Raw genomic sequence first — 22051 nt, 5'->3', positions numbered from 1 at the left:
GGGGGGGGGGCGCGGGGGCGGCCCCGCCCCCCCCCCGCCGGGGGGGGGGGGGGGGGTTGTGGGGGGGGGGGGGGGGGGGGGGGGGCGGGCGCCCCCCCCCCCCCCCCACGACGATGGTGAGCCCGCGGGCCGGTCCGGTTCCGAGCGGACCGGCCCGCGGGCAGCTCATGAGGCTGTCGGCTTGCTCAGTGCCGGACGGGGCCTACTCGCCCAGCGCGGCGCGCGCGTCGACGAAGGCGGCGACGGCGCGCTCGACGTCCTCGGTGGAGTGCGCGGCGGACAGCTGTACCCGGATCCGGGCCTGGCCGTGCGGGACGACCGGGAACGAGAAGCCGATCACGTACACGCCGCGCTCCAGCAGCAGTTCGGCGAGCCGGCCGGCCTTGGCCGCGTCGCCGATCATCACCGGGGCGATCGGGTGGTCGCCCGGCAGGATCTCGAAGCCGGCCTCGGTCATCCTGCTGCGGAACAGCGCCGTGTTGGCCGCCAGCCGCTCGCGCAGCTCGTTGGACTGCTCGACCAGGTCGAGCACCTTCAGCGAGGCCGCCGCGATCACCGGGGCGAGCGAGTTGGAGAACAGGTACGGGCGGGAGCGCTGGCGCAGCAGGGCGACGATCTCCCGGCGGGCGGCGACGTAGCCGCCGGAGGCGCCGCCGAGCGCCTTGCCGAGGGTGCCGGTGATGATGTCCACGCGGTCCATCACGCCGTGCAGTTCGGGGGTGCCGCGGCCGCCGGGGCCGACGAAGCCGACGGCGTGCGAGTCGTCGACCATGACCATGGCGTCGTAGCGGTCGGCCAGGTCGCAGATCTCGCGCAGCGGGGCGACGTAGCCGTCCATCGAGAACACGCCGTCGGTGACGATCAGGCGGCGGCGGGCGTCCTGGGTCTCCTTGAGCTGCTGCTCCAGGTCGGCGAGGTCGCGGTTGGCGTAGCGGTGGCGGCGGGCCTTGCTGAGCCGGATGCCGTCGATGATGCTCGCGTGGTTGAGCGCGTCGGAGATGACGGCGTCGCGGTCGTCGAGCAGGGTCTCGAAGACGCCGCCGTTGGCGTCGAAGCAGGAGGAGTACAGGATGGTGTCCTCCTGGCCCAGGAAGGCCGAGAGCCGGTCCTCCAGCGCCTTGTGGACGTCCTGGGTGCCGCAGATGAAGCGCACCGAGGCCATGCCGTAGCCCCAGCGGTCCAGCGCGTCCTTGGCGGCGGCGAGCACCTCGGGGTGGTCGGCCAGGCCCAGGTAGTTGTTGGCGCAGAAGTTCAGCACCTCACCGGGGCGGCCGCCGCCGGTGACGGTGACCGCGGCGCTCTGCGGGGTGCCGATGACCCGCTCGGGCTTGAAGAGCCCGGCCTCGCGGATCTCGTCGAGGGTGGTGGCGATGTCGGCGCGCACGTTGTCGAACACTGCGGACTCCTAACGAGGACGAACGGGGGGCTCAGGCGGTCCAGTCGAGGATGATCTTGCCGCAGCGGCCGCTGGCGGCCTCGTCGAAGGCGGCCGCGAAGTCGTCGGCGGCGTACCGGCCGGTGATCACCGGGGCGAGGTCCAGCCCGCCCTCCAGCAGCACGGACATCGCGTACCAGGTCTCGAACATCTCGCGGCCGTAGATGCCCTTGATGGTGATCATCGAGGTGACGACCGAGGCCCAGTCGATCGGGAACTGCTCGGCGGGCAGGCCGAGCACGGCGATCTTCCCGCCGTGGGTCATGTTGGCGATCATCGACTGCATCGCCTCGGGGCGGCCGGACATCTCCAGGCCGACGTCGAAGCCCTCGCGCAGGCCGAGCTTCTGCTGGCCCTCCTCGATGGTGTGCTCGGCGACGTTCAGCGCCAGCGTGACGCCGACCTCCCGGGCCAGGTCGAGGCGGTACGGGGAGACGTCGGTGATCATCACGTTGCGGGCGCCGGCGTGCTTGGCGACGGCGGCGGCCATGATGCCGATCGGGCCCGCGCCGGTGATCAGCACGTCCTCGCCGACCAGCGGGAAGGAGAGCGCGGTGTGGACGGCGTTGCCGAACGGGTCGAAGATCGCGGCCACGTCCAGGTCGACCGGCACCCGGTGCACCCAGACGTTGGAGGCGGGCAGGGCCACGTACTCGGCGAAGGCGCCGTCCCGGCCGACGCCGAGGCCGACCGTGTTGCGGCACAGGTGGCGGCGGCCGGCCTGGCAGTTGCGGCACTTGCCGCAGACCAGGTGGCCCTCGCCGCTGACCAGGTCGCCGACCGCGATGTCCGCGACGCCGGCGCCGATCTCGGCGACCTCGCCGACGAACTCGTGGCCGAGCACCAACGGGGTCGTGATGGTCTGCTGGGCCCAGCCGTCCCAGTTGCGGATGTGCAGGTCGGTGCCGCAGATGCCGGTCCGCAGCACCTTGATCAGCACCTCGCCGGGGCCGATCTCCGGCTTCGGGACGTCCACCAGCCAGAGCCCGGGCTCGGCCTTCTGCTTGACGAGTGCCTTCACGGGCGTCGGCTCCTGACGTGCGAGTGGGGCGGCCTTCGCGGGTGGGCAGGCCGAGTGGCCCCGGTGTGGCCGTTCCTGGCGGACGCGATCCGGGCAGGCAGAAATCTGCCTGGTGAGGGTGGGTTCGGTCCATCGAGGAATTCTTAAGGGCGGCCACAGCTGGGCTAAACGATCGTGCCCGAGCTGGGGCCGGGGGCGGGTGCGGCGTGCCGGTGCTCACCCGTCCGGCCGAGCGCGAGCCCGCTTCCGCGACACCAACCCACCAGTGGGCAGCGGTCCTTGACAGCACGGGAGGCGATGTGCGCCAGCCGGCTGGGGCAGTCGGCTGACCGCCGGTCCGTTCGGGTCAGCCCCGCGGCGGCCGACGAGCGGGGCCGCACCGGCGGTGCTTACGGTGGCGGCGCTCCCCCGTCGGCCTCGTGGAGCAGCGCTCCGGGGCCGTCCGCCGCAGAGAGGCGCCTCGACCTATGACCACGCTCCGACGGCCGCATCCGGCCGCGTCCCGTTCCACCCGCCGAGCGGCCTGCGCCGCCCTGGCACTGACCGGCCTGCTCGCGACCGCGGCCTGCTCCGGCGGGTCGCCGCCGAAGCAGGCCGGCGGCGCGGCCCTCACCGCCGAGCCGGCCGCGCTCAGCCCGTCCGCGCCGGGCTCCAGCGCCGGTTCGGGCGCCGCGAGCGGCTCGGCGAGCGGCTCGGCGAGCGGCTCGGCCGGCGCGGTGGTGCCGCTGACCCCCGACGTCGCCAACCAGCTGGACGCCGCGATCAAGCAGGTGCTGAACCAGACCTCCACCCCCGGCGTGATCGTCGGGATCACCACCCCCGACGGCAGCTACCAGCGGGCCTTCGGCCAGGCCGACAAGTCCGCCGGCACCCCGATGTCGCCCGACCTGAACATGCGGATCGGCAGCGTGACCAAGACCTTCACGGCGACCGGCGTGCTGCGGCTGGTCGACCAGGGCAAGGTGGGCCTGGACGACCCGGTCTCCAAGTACGTGGACGGCGTGCCCGGCGGCGACAAGATCACCATCCGCCAGCTCGCCGGGATGCGCAGCGGCCTGTTCCCGTACACCTCCGACCCGGACTTCGTGAACGCGCTGATCAGCGACCCGAACCGGGTCTTCACGCCCGACGAGCTGCTCGCCTACGGGTACAAGCACCCGGCGAACTTCCCGCCGGGCAGCAAGTTCCAGTACAGCAACAGCAACTACATCCTGCTCGGCAAGGTCATCGAGAAGGCCGGCGGGGAGCCCGTGGGCCAGTTCCTCAAGGACCAGGTGTTCAGCCAGGCCGGACTGAACGGGACGGTCTTCCCGACCGACGAGACCTTCCCCGACCCGCACGCCCGCGGCTACACCGACCAGACGCCCAACGGCCAGACCACGGACGCCACCGACTGGAACCCGTCCTGGGCCTGGTCGGCCGGGGCGGTCATCTCCAACCTCACCGACCTGCAGAACTGGTCGAAGTCCCTGGCCACCGGCTCCCTGCTGAAGCAGGACACCCAGTCCCAGCGGTTGAAGACCCAGCCGACCGGGGACCCCGGCGTCGGCTACGGCCTCGGGCTGTTCAACAACAACGGGTGGATCGGGCACAACGGCTCGCTGCCCGGTTACGAGACCGTGGCGGTGTATCTGCCGCAGTCCCAGGCCACCCTGGTGGTGCTGCTCAACACCGATGTGCCGTACCGGGGTTCGGAGCCGTCCTCGCTGTTCGCGAAGGCGATCACGCAGATCGTCTCGCCGAAGAACGTCTACTCGATCCCGCCGGTGAACACCGCCTCGCCGTCGGCCACGTCCTCGGGGTCCGCGTCGCCGTCACCCTCGCTCTCGCCCTCGGGGTCGGGGTCGGGGTCGGCCTCGTCCCCGGCCTCGCCCGGCGCCCCCGGGTCCCCCTCCGGCGCGCCGACCACGGTCAACGCCTGAGCTCCGGACCGCCCGAGCGCCCGAGCCGTCGGAACGCAACCCGTCGGAGGCCCGGCCCGGTGATCCGGGCCGGGCCTCCGACGCGCCGTCAACTGCCCAGTACACGCGCCAGATCGTAGGAGACGGGTTCCTCCAGCTGCGCGTAGGTGCAGCTCTCAGGCGTGCGGTCCGGCCGCCAGCGGCGGAACTGCGCGGTGTGCCGGAAGCGGGTGCCCTCCATGTGGTCGTAGGCGACCTCAACCACCCGCTCGGGGCGCAGCGCGACCCAGGAGAGGTCCTTGCCGCCGGTCCACCGGCTGACCGCACCCGGCAGCCGGCCCTCGGCGTGCGCCGCCTCGTCCGCCCAGCCGCCCCACGGGTGTCGGGAGAGGTCGGTCATCCGCAACGGGGCCAGTTCCTCGGCGAGTTCGCGGCGGCGGGCCATCGAGAACGCGGCGCAGACGCCGACGTGCTGGAGCCGGCCCTCGGCGTCGTTGATGCCCAGCAGCAGCGAGCCGACCACCGGGCCGCTCTTGTGCTCGCGGTAGCCGGCCACCACGCAGTCGGCGGTGCGCTCGTGCTTGATCTTGAACATGGTCCGCTCGCCCGGCCGGTACGGCTGGTCCAGCGGCTTGGCCACCACGCCGTCCAGTCCGGCGCCCTCGTACTCGGCGAACCAGGTCTGCGCCACGTCCCGGTCGGTGGAGGCGGGGGCGGTGAACACCGGGTCGCGGGCGGCGCCGAGCGCCGTCTCCAGGGCCGCGCGGCGCACCGACAGCGGCTCGTCCAGCAGCGGGGCGTCACCGAGCGCGAGCAGGTCGAAGGCGATGAAGGAGGCGGGCGTCCGCTCCGCCAGCAGCCGCACCCGGCTCGCCGCCGGGTGGATGCGTTCCAGCAGTTCCTCGAACCGCAGCCGGCCGTCCCGGGCGATCACCACCTCGCCGTCCAGCACGCAGCGCGGCGGCAGCTCCCGCCGCAGCGCGGCGACCAGCTCGGGGAAGTACCTGGTCAGCGGTTTGCCGGTGCGGCTGCCGAGCTCCACCTCGTCGCCGTCGCGGAACACGATCGTCCGGAAGCCGTCCCACTTGGCCTCGTACTGCATCCCCGGCGGGATCTTCGCCACCGACTTGGCGAGCATCGGCGCCACCGGCGGCATCACGGGCAGGTCCATGGCTCCGATCCTCGCGCGCACGGCCGGAAGGCGCGCGACGAGAGGGCGCAGGGCGAAGAGGGCGCACCGCGGAAAGGGCGCACCGTGGAAAGGGCGCACGCCGAAAAGACGCGCGCGGGGCACGGCGCCCTTAGCGTGAGGGGCATGGGCTCAGCCGTGGAACTGGATGTCGCCGGGCGCAGCGTCCGGCTGTCGAACCCGGACAAGGTGTACTACCCCGAGCGCGGCTTCACCAAGCTGGACGTCGCGCAGTACTACCTGGCCGTCGCCGACGGGGTGCTGCGCGGACTGCGCGACCGGCCCACCACCCTGCAGCGCTTCCCGGACGGCGTGGACGGCGAGTTCTTCTACCAGAAACGCGCCCCCAAGGGCCTGCCGGACTGGCTGCCCACCGCCCGGATCAACTTCCCCAGCGGCCGATCCGCCGACGAGATCTGCCCCACCGAGCCGGCCGCCGTGCTGTGGGCCGCCAACCTGGGCTGCCTCACCTTCCACCCCTGGCCGGTCCGCCGCTCCGACACCGAGCACGTCGACGAGCTGCGCATCGACCTCGACCCGCAGCCCGGCACCGACTTCCACGACGCCGTCCGCGCCGCCCACGAACTGCGCGCCCTGTTGGAGGAGTACGGGCTGCGCGGCTGGCCCAAGTCCTCCGGCGGGCGGGGCCTGCACGTGTACGTCCCGCTGGTGCCCGAGTGGACCTTCGCCGACGGCCGGCACGCGGTGATCGCCCTCGGCCGGGTGCTGGAACAGCGCATGCCCGGGCAGGTCACCACCGCCTGGTGGAAGGAGGAGCGCGGCGAGCGGATCTTCGTCGACTACAACCAGATGGCCCGCGACCGCACCATCGCCTCCGCCTACTCCCTGCGCGCCCGTCCCCGCGCCACCGCCTCGACCCCGCTGCGCTGGGAGGAGCTCGACGACGCCTCCCCCGAGGACTTCGACCTGCGCACCGTCCCCGCCCGCTTCGCCGAACTCGGCGACCTGAACGCCGAGATGGACGGCCGGGCGTATCGCCTGGACGGCCTGCTGGAGCTGTACGACAAGCAGTTGCGCGACGAGGGCCTCGGCGAGCTCCCGTACCCGCCCGACCACCCCAAGGCGGCCGGCGAGCCGACCAGGGTGCAGCCCAGCCGGGCCCGGAAACCCTAGGGCGCTCACACCCCCGTCATGGCCAGCACGAACCAGAAGACGCCGCCCAGCACCACCAGCGTGAACAGCACGGCGCCCCCGACCGCGCCGGAGAGCAGCAGCCCCCGGCCGACCCGCCCCGCACGCAGGCCGAAGCCGGTCAGCAGCACGCCCGCCACACCCGGTGCCAGGGCCAGCGCCAGCAGCGTCACCGTCCGCGCCACCTCGGCGTCCGACACCAGGTGACACTCGTCCCCCTCGCACACCGCCCAGACGTCCTCGCCGACCATCGCGCCCGCCCGCATCCGGGCGTGCTCGCGCGCCGGGCCGCCACCGTCCGGGCGGAACACGCCCCGGCAGTCCGAAGGACGCGGGCCGTCCTCGTTCGCCGGGATCAGACACCGCTCCGCGCGGAACATCCCGGGCGCCCCCACCAGCCCCGCCGCCTGCCCGAACTGCCGCACCGGCCCGCCCACCAGCCACCCGGACAGCAACACCAACAGCACCCCGGCCGCCACCGGCCCCCACCGCCGCACCGCCACCCCCATCGACCCACCCCCCGTCGGGGTGACGCCACCGACGGCCGGACGGTTGCACGGGCGGCCGGCCGGGCGGCCCTCCCGGCGCGGGTGTCAGCCGGCCCGGGCGCCCTCCGGCGCCAGCTCGGCGATGATCCGGACCGCCTCCGCGAGCTGCGCGTCCGTCAGGTCCCCGCGCGCGGTGAGGCGCAGCCGGGACACCCCGTCCGGGACGGACGGCGGGCGGAAGCAGCCAACGGCGAGCCCGGCCCGCCGGCAGTCGGCAGCCCAGGCGACGGCAGCCTCCGCGCCCGGGGCGCGGACCGAGACGACGGCCGCGTCCGGCTCGCAGGCCCGGAGTCCGGCGGCGGTCAGCCGGGCCGCGAGGCCGCGGGCCACCTCGCGGGTGCGGTCGGCGCGGTGCGGCTCGGCGCGCAGCAGGCGCAGCGCGGCGAGGGCGGCGGCGACGGCGGCCGGGGCGAGGCCGGTGTCGAAGATGAAGGTGCGGGCGGTCTCGGTGAGGTGGCGGATCACCCGGCGCGGCCCGAGCACGGCGCCGCCCTGCGAGCCGAGCGACTTGGAGAGCGTGACGGTGGCGACGGTGTCCGGCTGCCCGGCGAGCCCGGCGGCCGCGAGCGCCCCGGCGCCGCCGGGGCCGAGGACGCCCAGCCCGTGCGCGTCGTCGACCAGCAGCGCGGCGCCGTGCGCCCGGGCGGCGGCGGACAGCCCGGTCAGCGGGGCGGCGTCGCCGTCCACCGAGAACACCGAGTCGCTGACCACCAGCGCCCGCCGCTGCGTCCGGCGCTCCAGCGCCTCCCGGACGGCCTGCGGGTCGCTGTGCGGGGCCCGGTGGACGTCCGCGCGGGCGAGCCGGCAGCCGTCGATCAGCGAGGCGTGGTTGTAGGCGTCCGACACGATCAGCGTGTCCGGGTCGGTGAGCGCGGTCAGCGCGGCCAGGTTGGCGGTGTAGCCGGAGGAGAACACCAGCGCCGCTTCCACCCCGCAGAACGCGGCGAGCTCCTCCTCCAGTTCGGTGTGCAGCGCGGTCGTCCCGGTCACCAGCCGCGACCCGGTCGACCCCCCGCCCCAGCGCAGCGCCGCCTCGGCGGCCGCCTGCGTCACCGCCGGGTGCCTGGTCAGCCCCAGGTAGTCGTTCCCGGCCAGGTCGAGCACCGGGTCCTGCGCCGCGCGGCTGCGCAGCCGGCGCGTCAGCCCGGCCTCGGCCCGCAGTTCGGCGGCCTCGTCGAGCCAGTCGAAGACGGCCGCCGGGGCGAGGTCGGTGGTGTGCGTTGCGGACGCGAGCGGTTGGACCATGCCCGGCACTCTGGCACGGCGCCGCCGCCGCGATCAATGTGCGGCCGCGCACAGCTTCGCGGCCGCCGGTGCAGCGATCCGGACAGTCCCGGGGCGGGTGCCGGCGGAGGGCGGGCTTTGCCCGGGGTGGCGGCGAGCAGGCAAGATAGCCGGGTGACCCTCCTTGATCTGATGCCGAAGCCCGCCACGCCCGATGCGCTGTACGAGACCTTCGCCGCGTGGGCGGAGGAGCGCGGGATCACGCTGTACCCGGCGCAGGAGGAGGCGCTGATCGAGCTGGTGTCGGGGAACAACGTCATCCTGGCGACGCCGACCGGGTCGGGAAAGAGCCTGGTGGCGGCCGGGGCGCACTTCGCGGCGCTGGCGGAGGGGAAGCGGACGTTCTACACGGCGCCGATCAAGGCGCTGGTGTCGGAGAAGTTCTTCGACCTGGTCAAGATGTTCGGCACCGAGCAGGTCGGCATGATGACCGGCGACGCGAGCGTGAACCCGACCGCGCCGATCATCTGCTGCACGGCCGAGGTGCTGGCGCAGATCGCGCTGCGCGACGGGCTCCGGGCGGACGTCGGCCAGGTGGTCATGGACGAGTTCCACTTCTACGCGGAGCCGGACCGCGGCTGGGCCTGGCAGATCCCGCTGCTGGAGCTGCCGCAGGCGCAGTTCCTGCTGATGTCGGCGACGCTCGGCGACGTGCGCCGCTTCGAGGAGGACCTGACCCGCCGGACGGGCCGCCCGACGACGGTGGTGCGCAACACGACCCGCCCGGTGCCGCTGTTCTACGAGTACCGCCGCACCACGATGCACGACACCCTGGAGGAGCTGCTGCAGACCGGCCAGGCGCCGGTCTACGTGGTGCACTTCACGCAGAAGGAGGCGGTGGACCGGGCGCAGTCGCTGATGAGCATCAACATGTGCTCGAAGGCGGAGAAGGACGCCATCGCCGACCTGATCGGCGGTTTCCGCTTCACCACCAAGTTCGGCCGCAACCTGTCCCGTTTCGTGCGCCACGGCATCGGCGTGCACCACGCGGGCATGCTGCCGAAGTACCGTCGGCTGGTCGAACGCCTGGCCCAGACAGGCCTGTTGAAGGTGATCTGCGGAACGGACACGCTGGGCGTCGGGGTGAACGTGCCGATCCGTACGGTGCTGTTCACGGCGCTGTCCAAGTACGACGGCAACCGGGTGCGGATCCTGCGCGCCCGGGAGTTCCACCAGATCGCCGGGCGGGCCGGGCGGGCCGGGTTCGACACCGTCGGACAGGTGGTGGCGCAGGCCCCCGAGCACGTGATCGAGAACGACAAGGCGATCGCCAAGGCCGGGGACGACCCGAAGAAGAAGCGCAAGGTGGTGCGCAAGAAGGCACCGGAGGGCTTCGTCGGCTGGACCGAGGAGACCTTCGACAAGCTGATCGGCGCCGACCCGGAGCCGCTGGTCTCCCGGTTCAAGGTGAGCCACGCGATGCTGCTGTCGGTGATCGGCCGCCCCGGCAACGCCTTCGAGGCGATGCGCAAGCTCCTCACCGACAACCACGAGGACCGCGCGGCGCAGCGCCGGCACATCCGCACCGCGATCGCGATCTACCGCTCCCTGCTGCAGGGCGGCGTGGTCGAGCGGCTGCCGGAGCCGGACGCCGAGGGCCGGATCGTGCGCCTCACCCTCGACCTCCAGGAGAACTTCGCGCTCAACCAGCCGCTCTCCACCTTCGCCCTGGCCTCCTTCGAGCTCCTCGACCCGACCTCGCCCTCGTACGCGCTGGACGTGATCTCGGTGGTCGAGGCGACCCTCGACGACCCGCGCCAGATCCTCGCCGCGCAGCAGAACAAGGCGCGCGGCGAGGCCGTCGGCGAGATGAAGCGCGACGGGATCGAGTACGAGGAGCGGATGGAGCGGCTCCAGGAGATCACCTACCCGAAGCCGCTGGAGGAGCTGCTCACCCACGCGTACGAGGTGTACCGCCGGGCGCACCCGTGGATCGGCGACCACGAGCTGAGGCCGAAGTCGGTGGTCCGCGACCTGTACGAGCGGGCGATGACCTTCTCGGACTACGTCGGCTTCTACGAGCTGGCGCGCACCGAGGGCATCGTGCTGCGCTACCTGGCGAGCGCGTACAAGGCCCTGGAGCAGACCGTCCCCGAGGACGTGAAGACCGACGACCTGAAGGACGTCATCGCCTGGCTCGGCGAGCTGGTCCGCCAGGTCGACTCCAGCCTGCTGGACGAGTGGGAGCAGCTGGCCAACCCGACGGACCCGCAGGCCCCCGAGGTGACGCTGGACGACAAGCCGGCGCCGGTGACGGCGAACGCGCGGGCGTTCCGGGTGCTGGTGCGCAACGAGCTGTTCCGCCGGGTCGAGCTGTGCGCCCTGGAGCACTACGAGGAGCTCGCCGAGCTGGACGGCTCGTACGGCTGGGACGCGGACCGCTGGGCGGACGCCATGGACGGGTACTGGGAGGAGTACGACGACCTCGGCACCGGCCCGAACGCGCGCGGCCCGAAGATGCTGATCATCGAGGAGGAGGACTCCGCCTGGAAGGTCCGGCAGATCTTCGACGACCCGGAGGGCGACCACGACTGGGGCATCAGCGCCGAGGTCGACCTGTACGGCTCGGACGAGGAGGGCCGGGCGGTGCTGCGGGTCACCGCGGTGGACCGGCTGGGCGGCTGACGGACCGTCGACCCCCGCTTTCGGAGTCGCCGGCCCCCCGGAGCGGGGGGCCGGCGCGGCGTCACATCCAGACGAACGGCGCGCCCGCCGCGTAGGAGAGCGCGCGGGTCGCCTCCTCCAGGGTCTGCTCGGTGGTGAGCGCCGGGCCCGACGGCGTCGTGGCCGGGGTGGACGCGGTGCCGGGGCCGGGCGTGCGGCCATCGCTGAGCCGGGAGCTCACCACCGTCACGTAGTGCCCGACCGCCTCGACCCGCGGCTCCGCCGACTTGGGCCCGCCGGCGGACGGCGCGGGGGCGGCGTTGGTGTCCGGGAGGATGAAGACGAGCGCGCCGGGCTTGCCGCGCAGGGTGTCGGCGGCCCGGGTGGCGGCGGCCTGGTCGCCGAAGCGCAGGACGGTGACACTGCTGAGCACCGGGCGGTCCTGACCGGTGAAGTTGACGGTCAGGTAGGCCTGGCAGCCGGTGTCCTTGAGCAGTTCCTGGGTGCGGTCCTGCAGCACCTCGGTGCAGTTGCCGCCCTGCCGGATGCCGTTGCGCCGGGCCTTGTAGGCGCCGACCTCGACCGGGCGCTGAGGCGGGAAGAAGGTGTCCGCGTTGAGCCCCTCGGGGTCGGTGCGCGGCGGCGGGGCCCCCACCACCGGCGGCGTCCTGGCCGCGTCCTTGGTGGACGGGCCGAGCCCGGGTATGTAGTCGCCGGGCATCGGGCGGGTGATGATCCATCCGCCGGCGGCCACCACTCCCACCACGACGACCCAGCCCACCGCCCGGCGGGCCGTCAACCGCCTGCCCCTGCCGCCGCCCCGACCACCGATCAGGTCCGTGCCCGCGCCGGCGGGGGCCCCGCCGGTCCGCCGCACTGCCTGGCCGTTCTGGCCCTCTCCCGGAGTCGGGGTGCGCTCCCCCTGCGTGGTCATGGCGCAGATTCTAAGCAACCGTCGGGTGGCGTGGATCACTGGGTGGGCGGTTGCCGGTCACCGCCGCGCGCGGGTGTCCGCGACCGTCCGGCGCGCGCACCGGCGACCGCCCCGCGCCGGCCTCCCCGGCCCTTCGCCGCGACCACCGCCTACCGGCCGGTAACCTCCGATTCGCACCGGCGTCAAGCTCGTGACCAGCGGCGACACCGTGAGCTTCGACACTGTGGCAAGTGGCACATCCTTCCGCCGATCTTCTGGCGGGTTCCCTCTGGCGCCGTTCGAGCGCCACCAGGCAGGATCGGCCCCATGGATCTGCTCGATACCCTCACCGCCAAGGGCCTGCGCGGCGAAGTCCCGACCCGCGAGGAGGCGCTGGCCGTCCTCGCCACCACCGACGACGAGCTGCTGGACGTCGTCGCCGCGGCCGGCAAGGTCCGCCGGAGGTGGTTCGGCCGACGCGTGAAGCTCAACTACCTGGTGAACCTCAAGAGCGGGCTCTGCCCGGAGGACTGCAACTACTGCTCGCAGCGGCTGGGCTCCAAGGCCGAGATCCTCAAGTACACCTGGCTCAAGCCCGACCAGGCCGCCGAGGCGGCCCGCGCCGGAGTCGCCGGCGGCGCCAAGCGCGTGTGCCTGGTCGCCAGCGGCCGCGGCCCCACGGACCGCGACATCGACCGGGTCACCGACACCATGGCCGCCATCAAGGACGCCGACCCCGAGGTCGAGATCTGCGTCTGCCTCGGCCTGCTCTCCGACAACCAGGCGGAGCGGCTGAAGGCGGCCGGCGCCGACGCCTACAACCACAACCTCAACACCTCCGAGAAGACCTACGGCGACATCACCACCACCCACACCTACGCGGACCGGGTGGACACCGTGCGGAAGGCGCACGGCGCGGGCCTGTCCGCCTGCTCCGGCCTGATCGCCGGCATGGGCGAGAGCGACGAGGACCTGGTCGACGTGGTGTTCGCGCTGCGCGAGCTGGGCTCGGACTCCGTCCCGGTCAACTTCCTGATCCCGTTCGAGGGCACCCCGCTCGCCAAGGAGTGGAACCTCAGCCCGCAGCGCTGCCTGCGCATCCTGGCGATGGTCCGCTTCGTCAACCCGGACACCGAGGTGCGGATCGCCGGCGGCCGCGAGGTGCACCTGCGCTCGATGCAGCCGCTCGGCCTGCACCTCGCCAACTCGATCTTCCTCGGCGACTACCTGACCAGCGAGGGCCAGGCCGGGCAGACCGACCTCGACATGATCAAGGACGCCGGGTTCGAGGTCGAGGGCGCCGACGAGGCCACCCTGCCCCGCCACCGCGCGGACGTCGCGGCGGCCTCCTCCTGCGGCACCGCGGCCTCGGCCTGCGGCAGCGGCGGCGGCTGCGGCCCGTGCGGCGGGCACGCGCACGCCCCGGCCCCGGAGGACACCGCTGCGTCGGGCGCCGACGCCGACGAAGCCTCGGACGGGGAGCTGCGCAGCGACCTCGTCAAGGTCCGGCTGCGCGGCGCCGGCACCGAACTCGCGCCCAATGCCTGATAGTTCTGGAGACTGACGCATCATGCCCCAGCTGTCCGCGGACACGCTGCTCACCCTCGACCGCGCCCACGTCTGGCACCCGTACGGGCCGATGCCCGGCACCGCCACCCCGTACGTGGTCGAATCCGCCTCCGGGGTCCGGCTGCGCCTCGCCGAGCCCGTCGCGGGCGGGCGGCGCGAACTCGTCGACGGGATGTCGTCCTGGTGGGCGGCCATCCACGGCTACCGGCACCCGGTGCTGGACGAGGCCGTGCGCGAGCAGCTGGGGCGGATGAGCCACGTCATGTTCGGCGGGCTCACCCACGAGCCCGCCGTCCGGCTGGCGGCGACGCTGGTCGAGATCACGCCCGAGCCGCTGCAGCACGTCTTCCTCGCCGACTCGGGCTCGGTGGCCGTCGAGGTCGCGATGAAGATGTGTCTCCAGTACTGGCAGTCCACCGGCCGCCCGGCCAAGCGCCGGCTGCTGACCTGGCGCGGCGGGTACCACGGCGACACCTTCCACCCGATGTCCGTCTGCGATCCGGACGGCGGCATGCACCACCTGTGGGGCGGGGTGCTGCCCGGGCAGCTGTTCGCCCCGCAGCCGCCGGCCGGGTTCGACGCCCCCCTCGACGCCGGGTACGCGGCCGAGTTCGAGGAGCTGATGGCCCGGCACGCCGACGAGCTGGCCGCCGTCATCGTCGAACCGGTGGTGCAGGGCGCCGGCGGGATGCGGTTCCACTCCCCCGCCTACCTGCGGATGCTGCGCGAACTCTGCGACCGGTACGGGGTGCTGCTCGTCTTCGACGAGATCGCCACCGGATTCGGCCGCAGCGGCGCGCTGTTCGCCGCCGACCACGCGGGCGTCTCGCCGGACGTGATGTGCCTGGGCAAGGCGCTCACCGGCGGCTACCTGACCCTCGCCGCCGCGCTGTGCACCGGCGAGATCGCCGACGGCATCAGCCGCGGCGAGATGCCGGTGCTCGCGCACGGGCCGACCTTCATGGGCAACCCGCTGGCCTGCGCGGCCGCCAACGCCTCGCTGGAACTGCTGCTGGGCCAGGACTGGGCGGTCGGGGTCAAGCGCATCGAGGCCGGACTGGCCGACGGGCTCGCGGCCGCCGCCGACCTCCCGGGCGTCCGGGACGTCCGGGTCCAGGGCGCCATCGGCGTCGTCCAGTTGGACCACCCGGTGAACGTCCCCGCGGCCACCGAGGCGGCCGCCCGGGCCGGCGTCTGGCTGCGGCCCTTCCGGGACCTGATCTACACCATGCCCCCCTACGTGACGGAGGACGAGGACGTGGCACGCATCGCCGCCGCCGTGACCGCTGCGGCGGTGGCCGGATGAGCGCGCGGATCCTGTTCGTGACGGGCACCAACACCGAGGTCGGCAAGACCGTCGCCACGGCGGCGGTCGCCTCGGCCGCGCTGCGGGCCGGCCTGCGGGTCGCGGTGCTCAAGCCCGGACAGACCGGGATCGCCCCCGGCGAGCCCGGTGACGCCGACGAAGTCCGGCACCTGGCGGGCGATCTGACGATCCGTGAACTCGTCCGCTACCCGGAGCCGCTGGCGCCCGACACCGCCGCCCGGCGGGCCGGGATGCCCTTCCTCTCCCCCGCCGAGGTGGCCGCCGCCGTCGCCGAACTGGCCGCCACGCACGACCTGGTGCTGGTCGAGGGCGCGGGCGGGCTGCTCGTCCGCTACGACGACGAGGGCCGCACCCTGGCCGACCAGGCCCGGGCCGTCCTGGACGCCGGGCTGCCGGCCGAGGTCCTGCTCGTCGCCTCCGCCGGGCTGGGCACGCTGAACATCGTCGCGCTCTCGGCGGAGGCCCTGGCTTCGCGTCAACTCCCCCTCACGGGCGTGGTCGTCGGCTCCTGGCCCTCCTCCCCCGGGCTCGCCGAACGGTGCAACCTCGCCGACCTGCCGCGCTCGGCCGGCGCCCCGCTGCTCGGCGCCCTGCCGGAACGCGCCGCAGCCGCCACGGACTTCGCCGCCCTCGCGCTCGCCTCGCTGGCCCCGGAGCTGGGCGGCAGCTGGGACGCGAAGCACTTCGCGCACACCCATCGGCCCGAATAGGCCCGGCTTCGCTCGAAGGTGTGATTCCGGCGCCCGAACCCTGGGTTCGGACGCTACGGGCTCAATACGGTTCCTCCCATGACAGACGGGATGACGGTAGACGAGTCTCTTCGGGCCCTGGCCGCCCTGGAGGCTGCGTGGAAGGACGACGACGAGGCGCTGTCCGCCCTCGCCATGGGCGGCGCGGACGAGCGGTCGCTCCCGGCGCTGGTCGCCGCGTACGGCGAGCACGCGATGGACACCCTGATGGCCCTGGCCTTCGGCCTGCGGTCCACCATGAGCGACGAGGAGATCGCCGAACTCTCCGACGCGGTGAGCTCCAACATCGGCGCCCGGATGAGCGCCCTGCTCACCCAGGCCCTGAAGACCTGGGGCGCCCTCGCGCCCCGGGACGACCTGGCGGTGACCAAGGCCATCGCCCGCGCGGTGATCGACTCCATGCGGGCCGTGACCGAGGACCCGAGCCAGACCGAAGTCCTCCCCCTGCTGGCCACCTTCCGCACCTACGCCCTCAACGGCGCCTGACACCGGAACCTCGGCGCGGGCTTCGAGACCTCTCGAAGCCCGCGCCGTCATGTCTGCACCCTCATCCAGCCTGCGGCGAGCGCGAATCCACCCGTCGAGGAGGCGAAGAGGACAAGGACGAACACCAATGCACTCGCCGCGGTGGGAACACGCTCAGGAATCGCGAGGAAAACCACACCCGCGAGCGCGAAGCTCCCGATGGCGATGGCACCGGAGGCGATTACGGTCGCATTCCCCTGCGGAGGACGACGACCAGCCGCTCGATGACGTCCGGCCGGGCGGCTCCGAGGTCGATCAGGATGACTCCGGTGGCTTTGGCCGAGCGCCAGTCGATGCCGAGGGAGGGCAGTTTGACCTCGGCGGCGCGCAGGACGGCCTGGAGGTCGTCGAGAATGTCGGCCGCGGCGCGACGGTCCTCGACCGTGACCTTGTCGATCATGCTGCTCATGGGGCATCGCACTCTTCGCTGTTCGTGATCCAACGCGCTTCGGTGTCCCACTCCACGCCACCGCCGAGGGGCCGGAGGAAGGCCAGCCCGTGCTGCCACCCCATGAAGACGGCCCAGCGCCCGGAGCGGACGTCGTAGACCCGCTCGCCGACAACGGTCGGCCGGAAGGGCTCGGACGGCGGCGCCACCCGCCGCACGGGCGGCGCCGCCGGGGCGATGGCGCCATTGCCCATCCGCGCCTCGGGAACGGAATCGCCGCACTGCGGGCACCGGCAGGGCGGAAAGTTCCGCCGCAGGATGATGCTTTCGCCAGATTGAACGTTCGTCATATCCACGGAATAACTCCTCTCTGTTGCTAACTCCTCACCAAGAGTGGCCAATCGCGACTAGCATGGAAAGCGCTTCACTTTGACAACACGCACTGTGGAAATGGGTGGTTACCATGCCTCAGCGGGAAGTAGACCCAACCTCATCCCCGAACGCAGCCATCGGCGTTCAGCTCCGGCGCTTCCGCAAGGCGAGAGGGCTCACTCAGATCGAGCTCGGGCGGCGGACCAACTACAGCGATTCGCTCATCTCCATGATCGAGAACGGAGACCGTCCCGCGCCGCTGAACCTCGTCCGGCGATGCGACAAGGAACTCGACACCTGCGAGGCGCTTGAGCTCCTGTACTGGACCGCCAAGAGCACCACCTTGATCGGCGGATACCTCGCATACATCGAGCACGAGGCCAAGGCCACCGCCTTCAAGATCTTCCAGCTGAACGTCATCCCGGGGCTGCTCCAGACGCGGGGCTACGCATCGGCGCTCATCAACGCCGCAGCCCAACGAGGTGAGATCCCCGAGGACAAAGTCATCGAACGCCTGAATGTCCGCATGGCGCGGCAGGCCTTGCTGTACCGCGAACCACCTCCCTCCATCCACATCGTCATGGAGGAGAGTTGCCTGCGAACCGTTGGCGGCCCCTTCGTCATGGCCGAGCAGCTTCGCCGGCTTGAGAGCGTGGCCGGCCTTCCGCACGTCATGCTGCAGATCGCGCCGTCCAGTCTTGGCGAGGCCCTCCCGGCGACCACGCCGTTCACGCTGCTGACCCGCCCGGACGAGAAGTGGATGGCCTACCTCGAAACCATCCAACGGGGCTACGTCGAGCGCGAGGACGAGAACAAGATCCGTTCCCTCTCAAGGACTTACCATTGGCTCCAGGCCCAAGCCCTCTCGTGCGAGGACTCGTTGGCCCTCATCCACACCCGTCTCAAGGAGTTCCACGTCATGTTCCCCATCGCGACGGTCAAGCCCACCTCCTGGCTGAAGTCCTCGTACAGCAACGGTGGCGGCGAATGCGTTGAGGTCGCGCCCGGACTCCCCGGCATCCTCCCCGTCCGCGACAGCAAGGACCCCGAGGGCCCTCAGCTCGCCTTCGGCGCCGACGCCTGGCAATCCTTCATCACCGGCGTCAAGTCCGGCGACTTCGGCACTGTCTGAGATCCCCGGCTGCCGACCGGCGGGGTCCGGTCGGGGTGCCGTCCTTGATCCAGGTCGCCGGGTGGCGTTGTCGTTGCGCAGGTGGAAGGCCTGGCCGCCGGGCCGGCCGGTTTCGCGAGGCGTCGGCTCTTCTCTTCGAACTCTGCTCGATATACCGTACATAACGCTTGTTACGTACCGGGCAGGTCAGCGTAGCGAAGCGCCTCGCATCCACCACCCTCATCTGGAGAGTCCGCTGTGACCGAACCCGCCGAGACCATCAAGTACCGCAAGAACGGCCTCACCCGCGGCGTCACGGACGAGCTCGCCGAGCACATGAAGCAGGGCTGGGCCGACACCGAGCGCCACGCCCTGGAGCCGATCCCGCAGGCCGCGCACACGGCCCGCCGCCGCGCCGAGTTGTCCGCGGCCTTCCCCGGTGAGCTGCTGGTGGTCCCGTCCGGCAACCCGAAGGTGCGGGCCAACGACACCGACTACCCGTTCCGGCCATCCTCCGACTACGTCTACCTGACCGGCGACCAGTCCCAGGACGCCGTGCTGGTCCTGGAGCCCACCGGCGACACCGGCCACCGGGCCGCCGTCTACCTGCGCGACCGTTCCCGGACCGACAACGGCGAGTTCTGGCTGGACAACCACGGCGAGCTGTGGGACGGCCGCCGCAACAGCCTGACCGAGAACGAGCAGCTGCTCGGCCTGCCCTGCCGGGACGTCCGCACCGTCCACGCCGATCTGCGCGCGGCCACCGGCCCGGTGCGCGTGCTGCGCCGCCACGACGCGGGCGTGGAGCAGTCCCTCCAGGGCCGGGCCGTCGCCGAGCGGGACGCGGAGTTCGAGGTCTTCCTGTCCGGCCAGCGCCTGGTCAAGGACGAGTTCGAGATCGCCGAGCTGCGCTTCGCCTGCGAGGCCACCGCCCGCGGCTTCGAGGACGTGGTGCGCGTCCTCGGCACCGACACCGAGACCCCCGAGCGGCTGATCGAGGGCACCTTCTTCGTCCGCGCCCGGATCGAGGGCAACGACATCGGCTACGGCAGCATCGCCGCGGCCGGCCCGCACGCCACCACCCTGCACTGGGTGCGCAACAACGGCCACGCCAAGCCCGGCGACCTCCTGCTGCTCGACGCCGGCGTGGAGACCAACCGCCTGTACACCGCCGACGTCACCCGCACCCTCCCGGTCAGCGGCCGCTTCACCGACCTGCAACGCAAGGTCTACGACGCGGTGTTCGCGGCGCAGGAAGCCGGCATCGCCGCGGTGAAGCCCGGCGCCGACTTCCGCGACTTCCACCACGCCGCCCAGCGCGAGCTCGCCGAACACCTCACCTCCTGGGGCCTGTTCGGCGACCTCACCGCCGACAAGGTGTACGAGCTGGGCCTGCACCGCCGCTTCACCCTGGCCGGCACCGGCCACATGCTCGGCATCGACGTCCACGACTGCGCCCACTCACGCACCGAGGAGCACGTCGACGGCCCGCTGAAGCCGGGCATGGTGCTCACCGTCGAGCCGGGCATCTACTTCCAGGAGAACGACCTGACGGTGCCCGAGGAGTACCGCGGCACCGGCGTCCGGATCGAGGACGACATCCTGGTCACCGAGGACGGCAACGAGAACCTCTCGGCCGGCCTCCCCCGCACCTCCACCGAGGTCGAGGCCTGGCTCGCCGAACTGCGCGGCTGAGCCCCCGGGACGACAGCTGCGGCACCCGGGAACGCCCGGGTGCCGCACGTCGCGGTGCCGCGCGCAGAGCGTGAGGTGTCAGAGTGTCGGCAGCGGTTCGTCGAGCCCCGGCTCGCGCCCCTCGGTCAACCAGAAGACGTAGCCCCGCAGGTAGTCCTCCAGCCCGTCGTCCAGGTACGCCGCGTACCCGCGCAACGCCTCGGGGTCGTTGCGCCCGTCGGTGTCGGCCAGTTCGGCGGCGATCCACTCCCGGACGGCGTCCCGCCCGTGCCACCACGCCCGGACGGTCTCCGGCGTCCAGTAGTCGTCGCCGTCGCAGTTGAAGCCGCCGATCGGCTCCATCTGGGCGACCCCGACGAGGGCCGCCAGCTCCCGGAAGTCGCCCGGCTGGCGGTAGACGAACTCGCAGTGCTGCTCGCTGGAGAGGACGTGCGCGGGCAGGTAGCACGGCCCGTTGAGGCCGGTGTCCGTCATACCGGCGTAGAACGGTCCGGGCACGCCCAGCCGGCTCCGGTCCTCCCAGCGCCCGTCACCGACCCCGCCGCCGAAGAGCCGGACGGCCGACAGCGGGTCCCAGTAGGCGACTTCGTCCCAGGGCCCGTCGGCGGGGTAGTTCAGCAGATCGCCGTGGAACCGCTCCAGCGACCGCTGGAGCCCGTCCTCGAAGGCCTCACGGTCGAAGTCCGGCCGACGGAACCACCGCCTCGGCATTCGCATACGTCCCACGGTATCGACCGTCGCGCGCCCTCCTCCCGGCGGGGCACGGCCCGGCGGGCTGCGGCTACTTCAGCTTCGCCAGCGCCGTCCCGACCCGCTGGACGGCGGCGACGACGTCCTCGGGCTGGCGGGCGGTGAAGCAGAGACGGAAGAAGCCGGGCGCCGGGTTGTGCATGGTGCCGCCGGGCAGCAGGGTGACCTCGGTGGGCTCGGCGAGGAGGTACTTGAACAGCCACTCCTCGTTCGGGTCGAGTCCGCTCGGCCGGGCGAGCGACAGCCCGGCCGCCTTCTCGTGACCGTGGCCGTGGCGCTTGCCCAGGTACTTGGAGAGGTCGAGCCAGAAGAACTGGGCGGCGTTGTCGCCGGGCCGGTGCACGTAGTCGATCCCGGCGGCGTCCAGGGCGCCCTTGACCCTGTCGAAGCTCGTCTTGAGCAGCGTGCGGTACTCCCGCATCGCGTAGGTGGTGTAGAGCTCGCCGCCCGAGCCGTTGGCGGGGACGCTCAGCAGGTCCTGGATGACGTAGGTCTTCAGCGAGTCGAAGGGGCTGAACCAGGGCAGCGGGTGGGTGGGCTCGGCCGGGTCGTTGTTGCCGAGCATAGTGTTGCGCACGGCGAGGTTCCGGGAGACCACGAAGCCGGTGCGGAAGCCGGACAGGCCGAAGTCCTTGGCGAAGCCCCAGACCACGTGGATCCGGTCGGGCTGCTCCCGGTATGCCTTCAGAGCCAGCGCGCTGGTGAACTTCGTGGTACTGCTGTCGAGTTGGGAGTGACAGTAGATCTCGTCCGAGATGATGTGCAGGTCGGTGTGGTGGAGCGCCCACCCGTAGATCTCGTCCTGCAGGGCCCGCGAGTAGTTCACGCCCAGCGGGTTGTGCGGGTTGGTGAGGACGAGCAGGCGCGGCGTGCGGCCGGCCGCCTTCCGGTCCTCGTAGGCCTTCCGGAGCAGGGGCAAGGTGAGCCGGTACCGGTCCTCCCCCGTGGTCGGCAGGTTCACCGGGACGCACTTGAGCCTGGGTCGTTCCTCGAAGGACCAGTTGAAGCCCTGCCAGTACGGCGCGGGGATCAGCACCTCGTCGCCGTCCCTGAGCGGCGGGCCGACCGGGTCGCGGCCCTTGAGCGCGAAGGCGATGCACTCCAGCGCGGAGGAGACCCCGGCCACGCCGAACACGTCGTCCTCGTCGACCTCGGCGCCGAGGGCCAGGGTGAGCAGCTTGGCGACCGGCCGGCGCACCTCCAAGGTCCCGGCCGAGTCGATGTACTGGATGTACCGCTCGGGGATGAGCTGGATGTTCTCGAAGACCTTCTTCATCGAGTGGTGGTAAAGCAGGACGTTCTCGGCGACGGACAGGTTGACCGCCCGGGAGGACGCCACGTGCCGGTGGAAGTAGGCGAGGGCCTGTTCCAGGTCGGGCATCCGGATGAGCGCTTCGGCGGCCGCCTCGGGAGAGGCGAGGGTGCGGGTGTCGTCGGTCATGGCAGGTCTTCTCCGGGCTTCGCGGGGTGGGCTGGGAGGCGTGTCGGAACATGGTCGTTCGCACACGCATCGGCCCC

Annotated in this window: 19 protein-coding genes; 9 read left to right on the top strand and 10 right to left on the bottom strand. The window is 72.3% G+C overall.

All coding sequences use genetic code 11. The annotated features are described in order from the left end of the window. Positions 1-202: 202 nt before the first annotated feature. Complete coding sequence (locus tag ACIQVZ_RS37140; RefSeq protein WP_350882332.1) at positions 203-1396, bottom strand: glycine C-acetyltransferase; 1194 nt, start codon at positions 1394-1396, stop codon at positions 203-205. Positions 1397-1427: 31 nt separating this feature from the next. Further along, positions 1428-2456 (bottom strand): L-threonine 3-dehydrogenase, encoded by a 1029-nt coding sequence (tdh, locus tag ACIQVZ_RS37135; RefSeq protein ID WP_350882334.1) that lies wholly within the window; start codon positions 2454-2456, stop codon positions 1428-1430. A 467-nt stretch (positions 2457-2923) separates the two neighbouring features. On the opposite strand from tdh, the gene ACIQVZ_RS37130 reads away from it, so the two are divergent. Beyond that, positions 2924-4378, top strand: a complete 1455-nt coding sequence (locus tag ACIQVZ_RS37130) for a serine hydrolase domain-containing protein (protein ID WP_402456333.1) — start codon at positions 2924-2926, stop codon at positions 4376-4378. A gap of 88 nt (positions 4379-4466) precedes the next feature. Here ACIQVZ_RS37130 and ACIQVZ_RS37125 read toward each other — a convergent pair whose 3' ends face one another. Next, positions 4467-5528, bottom strand: coding sequence for an ATP-dependent DNA ligase (locus tag ACIQVZ_RS37125; protein WP_380562716.1), 1062 nt, complete (start codon positions 5526-5528; stop codon positions 4467-4469). A gap of 144 nt (positions 5529-5672) precedes the next feature. Between ACIQVZ_RS37125 and ligD the strand changes: the two genes are divergently transcribed. Further along, positions 5673-6680: a non-homologous end-joining DNA ligase gene (gene ligD / locus ACIQVZ_RS37120; RefSeq protein WP_402456331.1), complete on the top strand. Its 1008-nt coding sequence runs from the start codon at positions 5673-5675 to the stop codon at positions 6678-6680. 5 nt (positions 6681-6685) lie between these two features. On the opposite strand, the gene ACIQVZ_RS37115 is transcribed toward ligD, so the two are convergent. Both ACIQVZ_RS37115 and ACIQVZ_RS37110 read right to left on the bottom strand, forming a co-directional pair. Further along, the gene (locus tag ACIQVZ_RS37115) at positions 6686-7207 is read right to left on the bottom strand and encodes a hypothetical protein (RefSeq protein WP_350882343.1); all 522 of its coding nucleotides are present in this window, start codon (positions 7205-7207) and stop codon (positions 6686-6688) included. A gap of 84 nt (positions 7208-7291) precedes the next feature. Next, positions 7292-8491 carry an 8-amino-7-oxononanoate synthase gene (locus tag ACIQVZ_RS37110; protein WP_402456328.1) on the bottom strand — a complete coding sequence of 400 codons (1200 nt, stop codon included), beginning with the start codon at positions 8489-8491 and terminating at the stop codon, positions 7292-7294. Between the two features lie 171 nt (positions 8492-8662). On the opposite strand from ACIQVZ_RS37110, the gene ACIQVZ_RS37105 reads away from it, so the two are divergent. Beyond that, positions 8663-11155, top strand: a complete 2493-nt coding sequence (locus tag ACIQVZ_RS37105) for a DEAD/DEAH box helicase (RefSeq protein WP_402456340.1) — start codon at positions 8663-8665, stop codon at positions 11153-11155. 61 nt (positions 11156-11216) lie between these two features. Here ACIQVZ_RS37105 and ACIQVZ_RS37100 read toward each other — a convergent pair whose 3' ends face one another. Next, positions 11217-12068 (bottom strand): hypothetical protein, encoded by an 852-nt coding sequence (locus tag ACIQVZ_RS37100; RefSeq protein WP_350882349.1) that lies wholly within the window; start codon positions 12066-12068, stop codon positions 11217-11219. A 306-nt stretch (positions 12069-12374) separates the two neighbouring features. Between ACIQVZ_RS37100 and bioB the strand changes: the two genes are divergently transcribed. The 4 genes from bioB to ACIQVZ_RS37080 all read left to right on the top strand — a co-directional run bounded on the left by bioB (position 12375) and on the right by ACIQVZ_RS37080 (position 16178). Continuing rightward, a complete protein-coding gene (gene bioB / locus ACIQVZ_RS37095) occupies positions 12375-13595 on the top strand; it encodes a biotin synthase BioB (RefSeq protein ID WP_402456327.1) in 1221 nt (406 codons plus the stop codon). 22 nt (positions 13596-13617) lie between these two features. After that, positions 13618-14922, top strand: a complete 1305-nt coding sequence (locus ACIQVZ_RS37090; protein ID WP_402456325.1) for an adenosylmethionine--8-amino-7-oxononanoate transaminase — start codon at positions 13618-13620, stop codon at positions 14920-14922. Beyond that, complete coding sequence (bioD, locus tag ACIQVZ_RS37085; RefSeq protein ID WP_402456323.1) at positions 14919-15653, top strand: dethiobiotin synthase; 735 nt, start codon at positions 14919-14921, stop codon at positions 15651-15653. Before ACIQVZ_RS37090 ends, bioD begins: the two co-directional genes overlap by 4 nt. Positions 15654-15731: 78 nt before the next feature. Then, a complete protein-coding gene (locus ACIQVZ_RS37080; RefSeq protein WP_402456321.1) occupies positions 15732-16178 on the top strand; it encodes a hypothetical protein in 447 nt (148 codons plus the stop codon). 220 nt (positions 16179-16398) lie between these two features. Here ACIQVZ_RS37080 and ACIQVZ_RS37075 read toward each other — a convergent pair whose 3' ends face one another. After that, complete coding sequence (locus tag ACIQVZ_RS37075; RefSeq protein ID WP_402456319.1) at positions 16399-16626, bottom strand: hypothetical protein; 228 nt, start codon at positions 16624-16626, stop codon at positions 16399-16401. Continuing rightward, a complete protein-coding gene (locus ACIQVZ_RS37070; RefSeq protein WP_402456317.1) occupies positions 16623-16961 on the bottom strand; it encodes a hypothetical protein in 339 nt (112 codons plus the stop codon). Before ACIQVZ_RS37070 ends, ACIQVZ_RS37075 begins: the two co-directional genes overlap by 4 nt. Positions 16962-17068: 107 nt before the next feature. On the opposite strand from ACIQVZ_RS37070, the gene ACIQVZ_RS37065 reads away from it, so the two are divergent. Together ACIQVZ_RS37065 and ACIQVZ_RS37060 are read left to right on the top strand one after the other, a co-directional pair. Next, positions 17069-18109, top strand: a complete 1041-nt coding sequence (locus ACIQVZ_RS37065; RefSeq protein WP_402456315.1) for a Scr1 family TA system antitoxin-like transcriptional regulator — start codon at positions 17069-17071, stop codon at positions 18107-18109. A 237-nt stretch (positions 18110-18346) separates the two neighbouring features. After that, positions 18347-19783: an aminopeptidase P family protein gene (locus tag ACIQVZ_RS37060; RefSeq protein ID WP_402456313.1), complete on the top strand. Its 1437-nt coding sequence runs from the start codon at positions 18347-18349 to the stop codon at positions 19781-19783. Between the two features lie 78 nt (positions 19784-19861). Here ACIQVZ_RS37060 and ACIQVZ_RS37055 read toward each other — a convergent pair whose 3' ends face one another. Together ACIQVZ_RS37055 and ACIQVZ_RS37050 are read right to left on the bottom strand one after the other, a co-directional pair. After that, on the bottom strand, positions 19862-20500 hold the full coding sequence (locus ACIQVZ_RS37055) for a hypothetical protein (RefSeq protein WP_402456312.1): 639 nt from the start codon (positions 20498-20500) through the stop codon (positions 19862-19864). Positions 20501-20564: 64 nt separating this feature from the next. Beyond that, entirely contained in the window at positions 20565-21974 is a 1410-nt protein-coding gene (locus ACIQVZ_RS37050; RefSeq protein ID WP_402456310.1) for a pyridoxal phosphate-dependent aminotransferase, read from the bottom strand. Positions 21975-22051 lie beyond the last annotated feature (77 nt).

The sequence above is a fragment of the Kitasatospora sp. NPDC098663 genome, from assembly GCF_044760075.1.
In the GTDB taxonomy this organism is placed as follows: Bacteria; Actinomycetota; Actinomycetes; order Streptomycetales; family Streptomycetaceae; genus Kitasatospora.
This window is presented reverse-complemented; position numbering and strand designations above follow the sequence as displayed.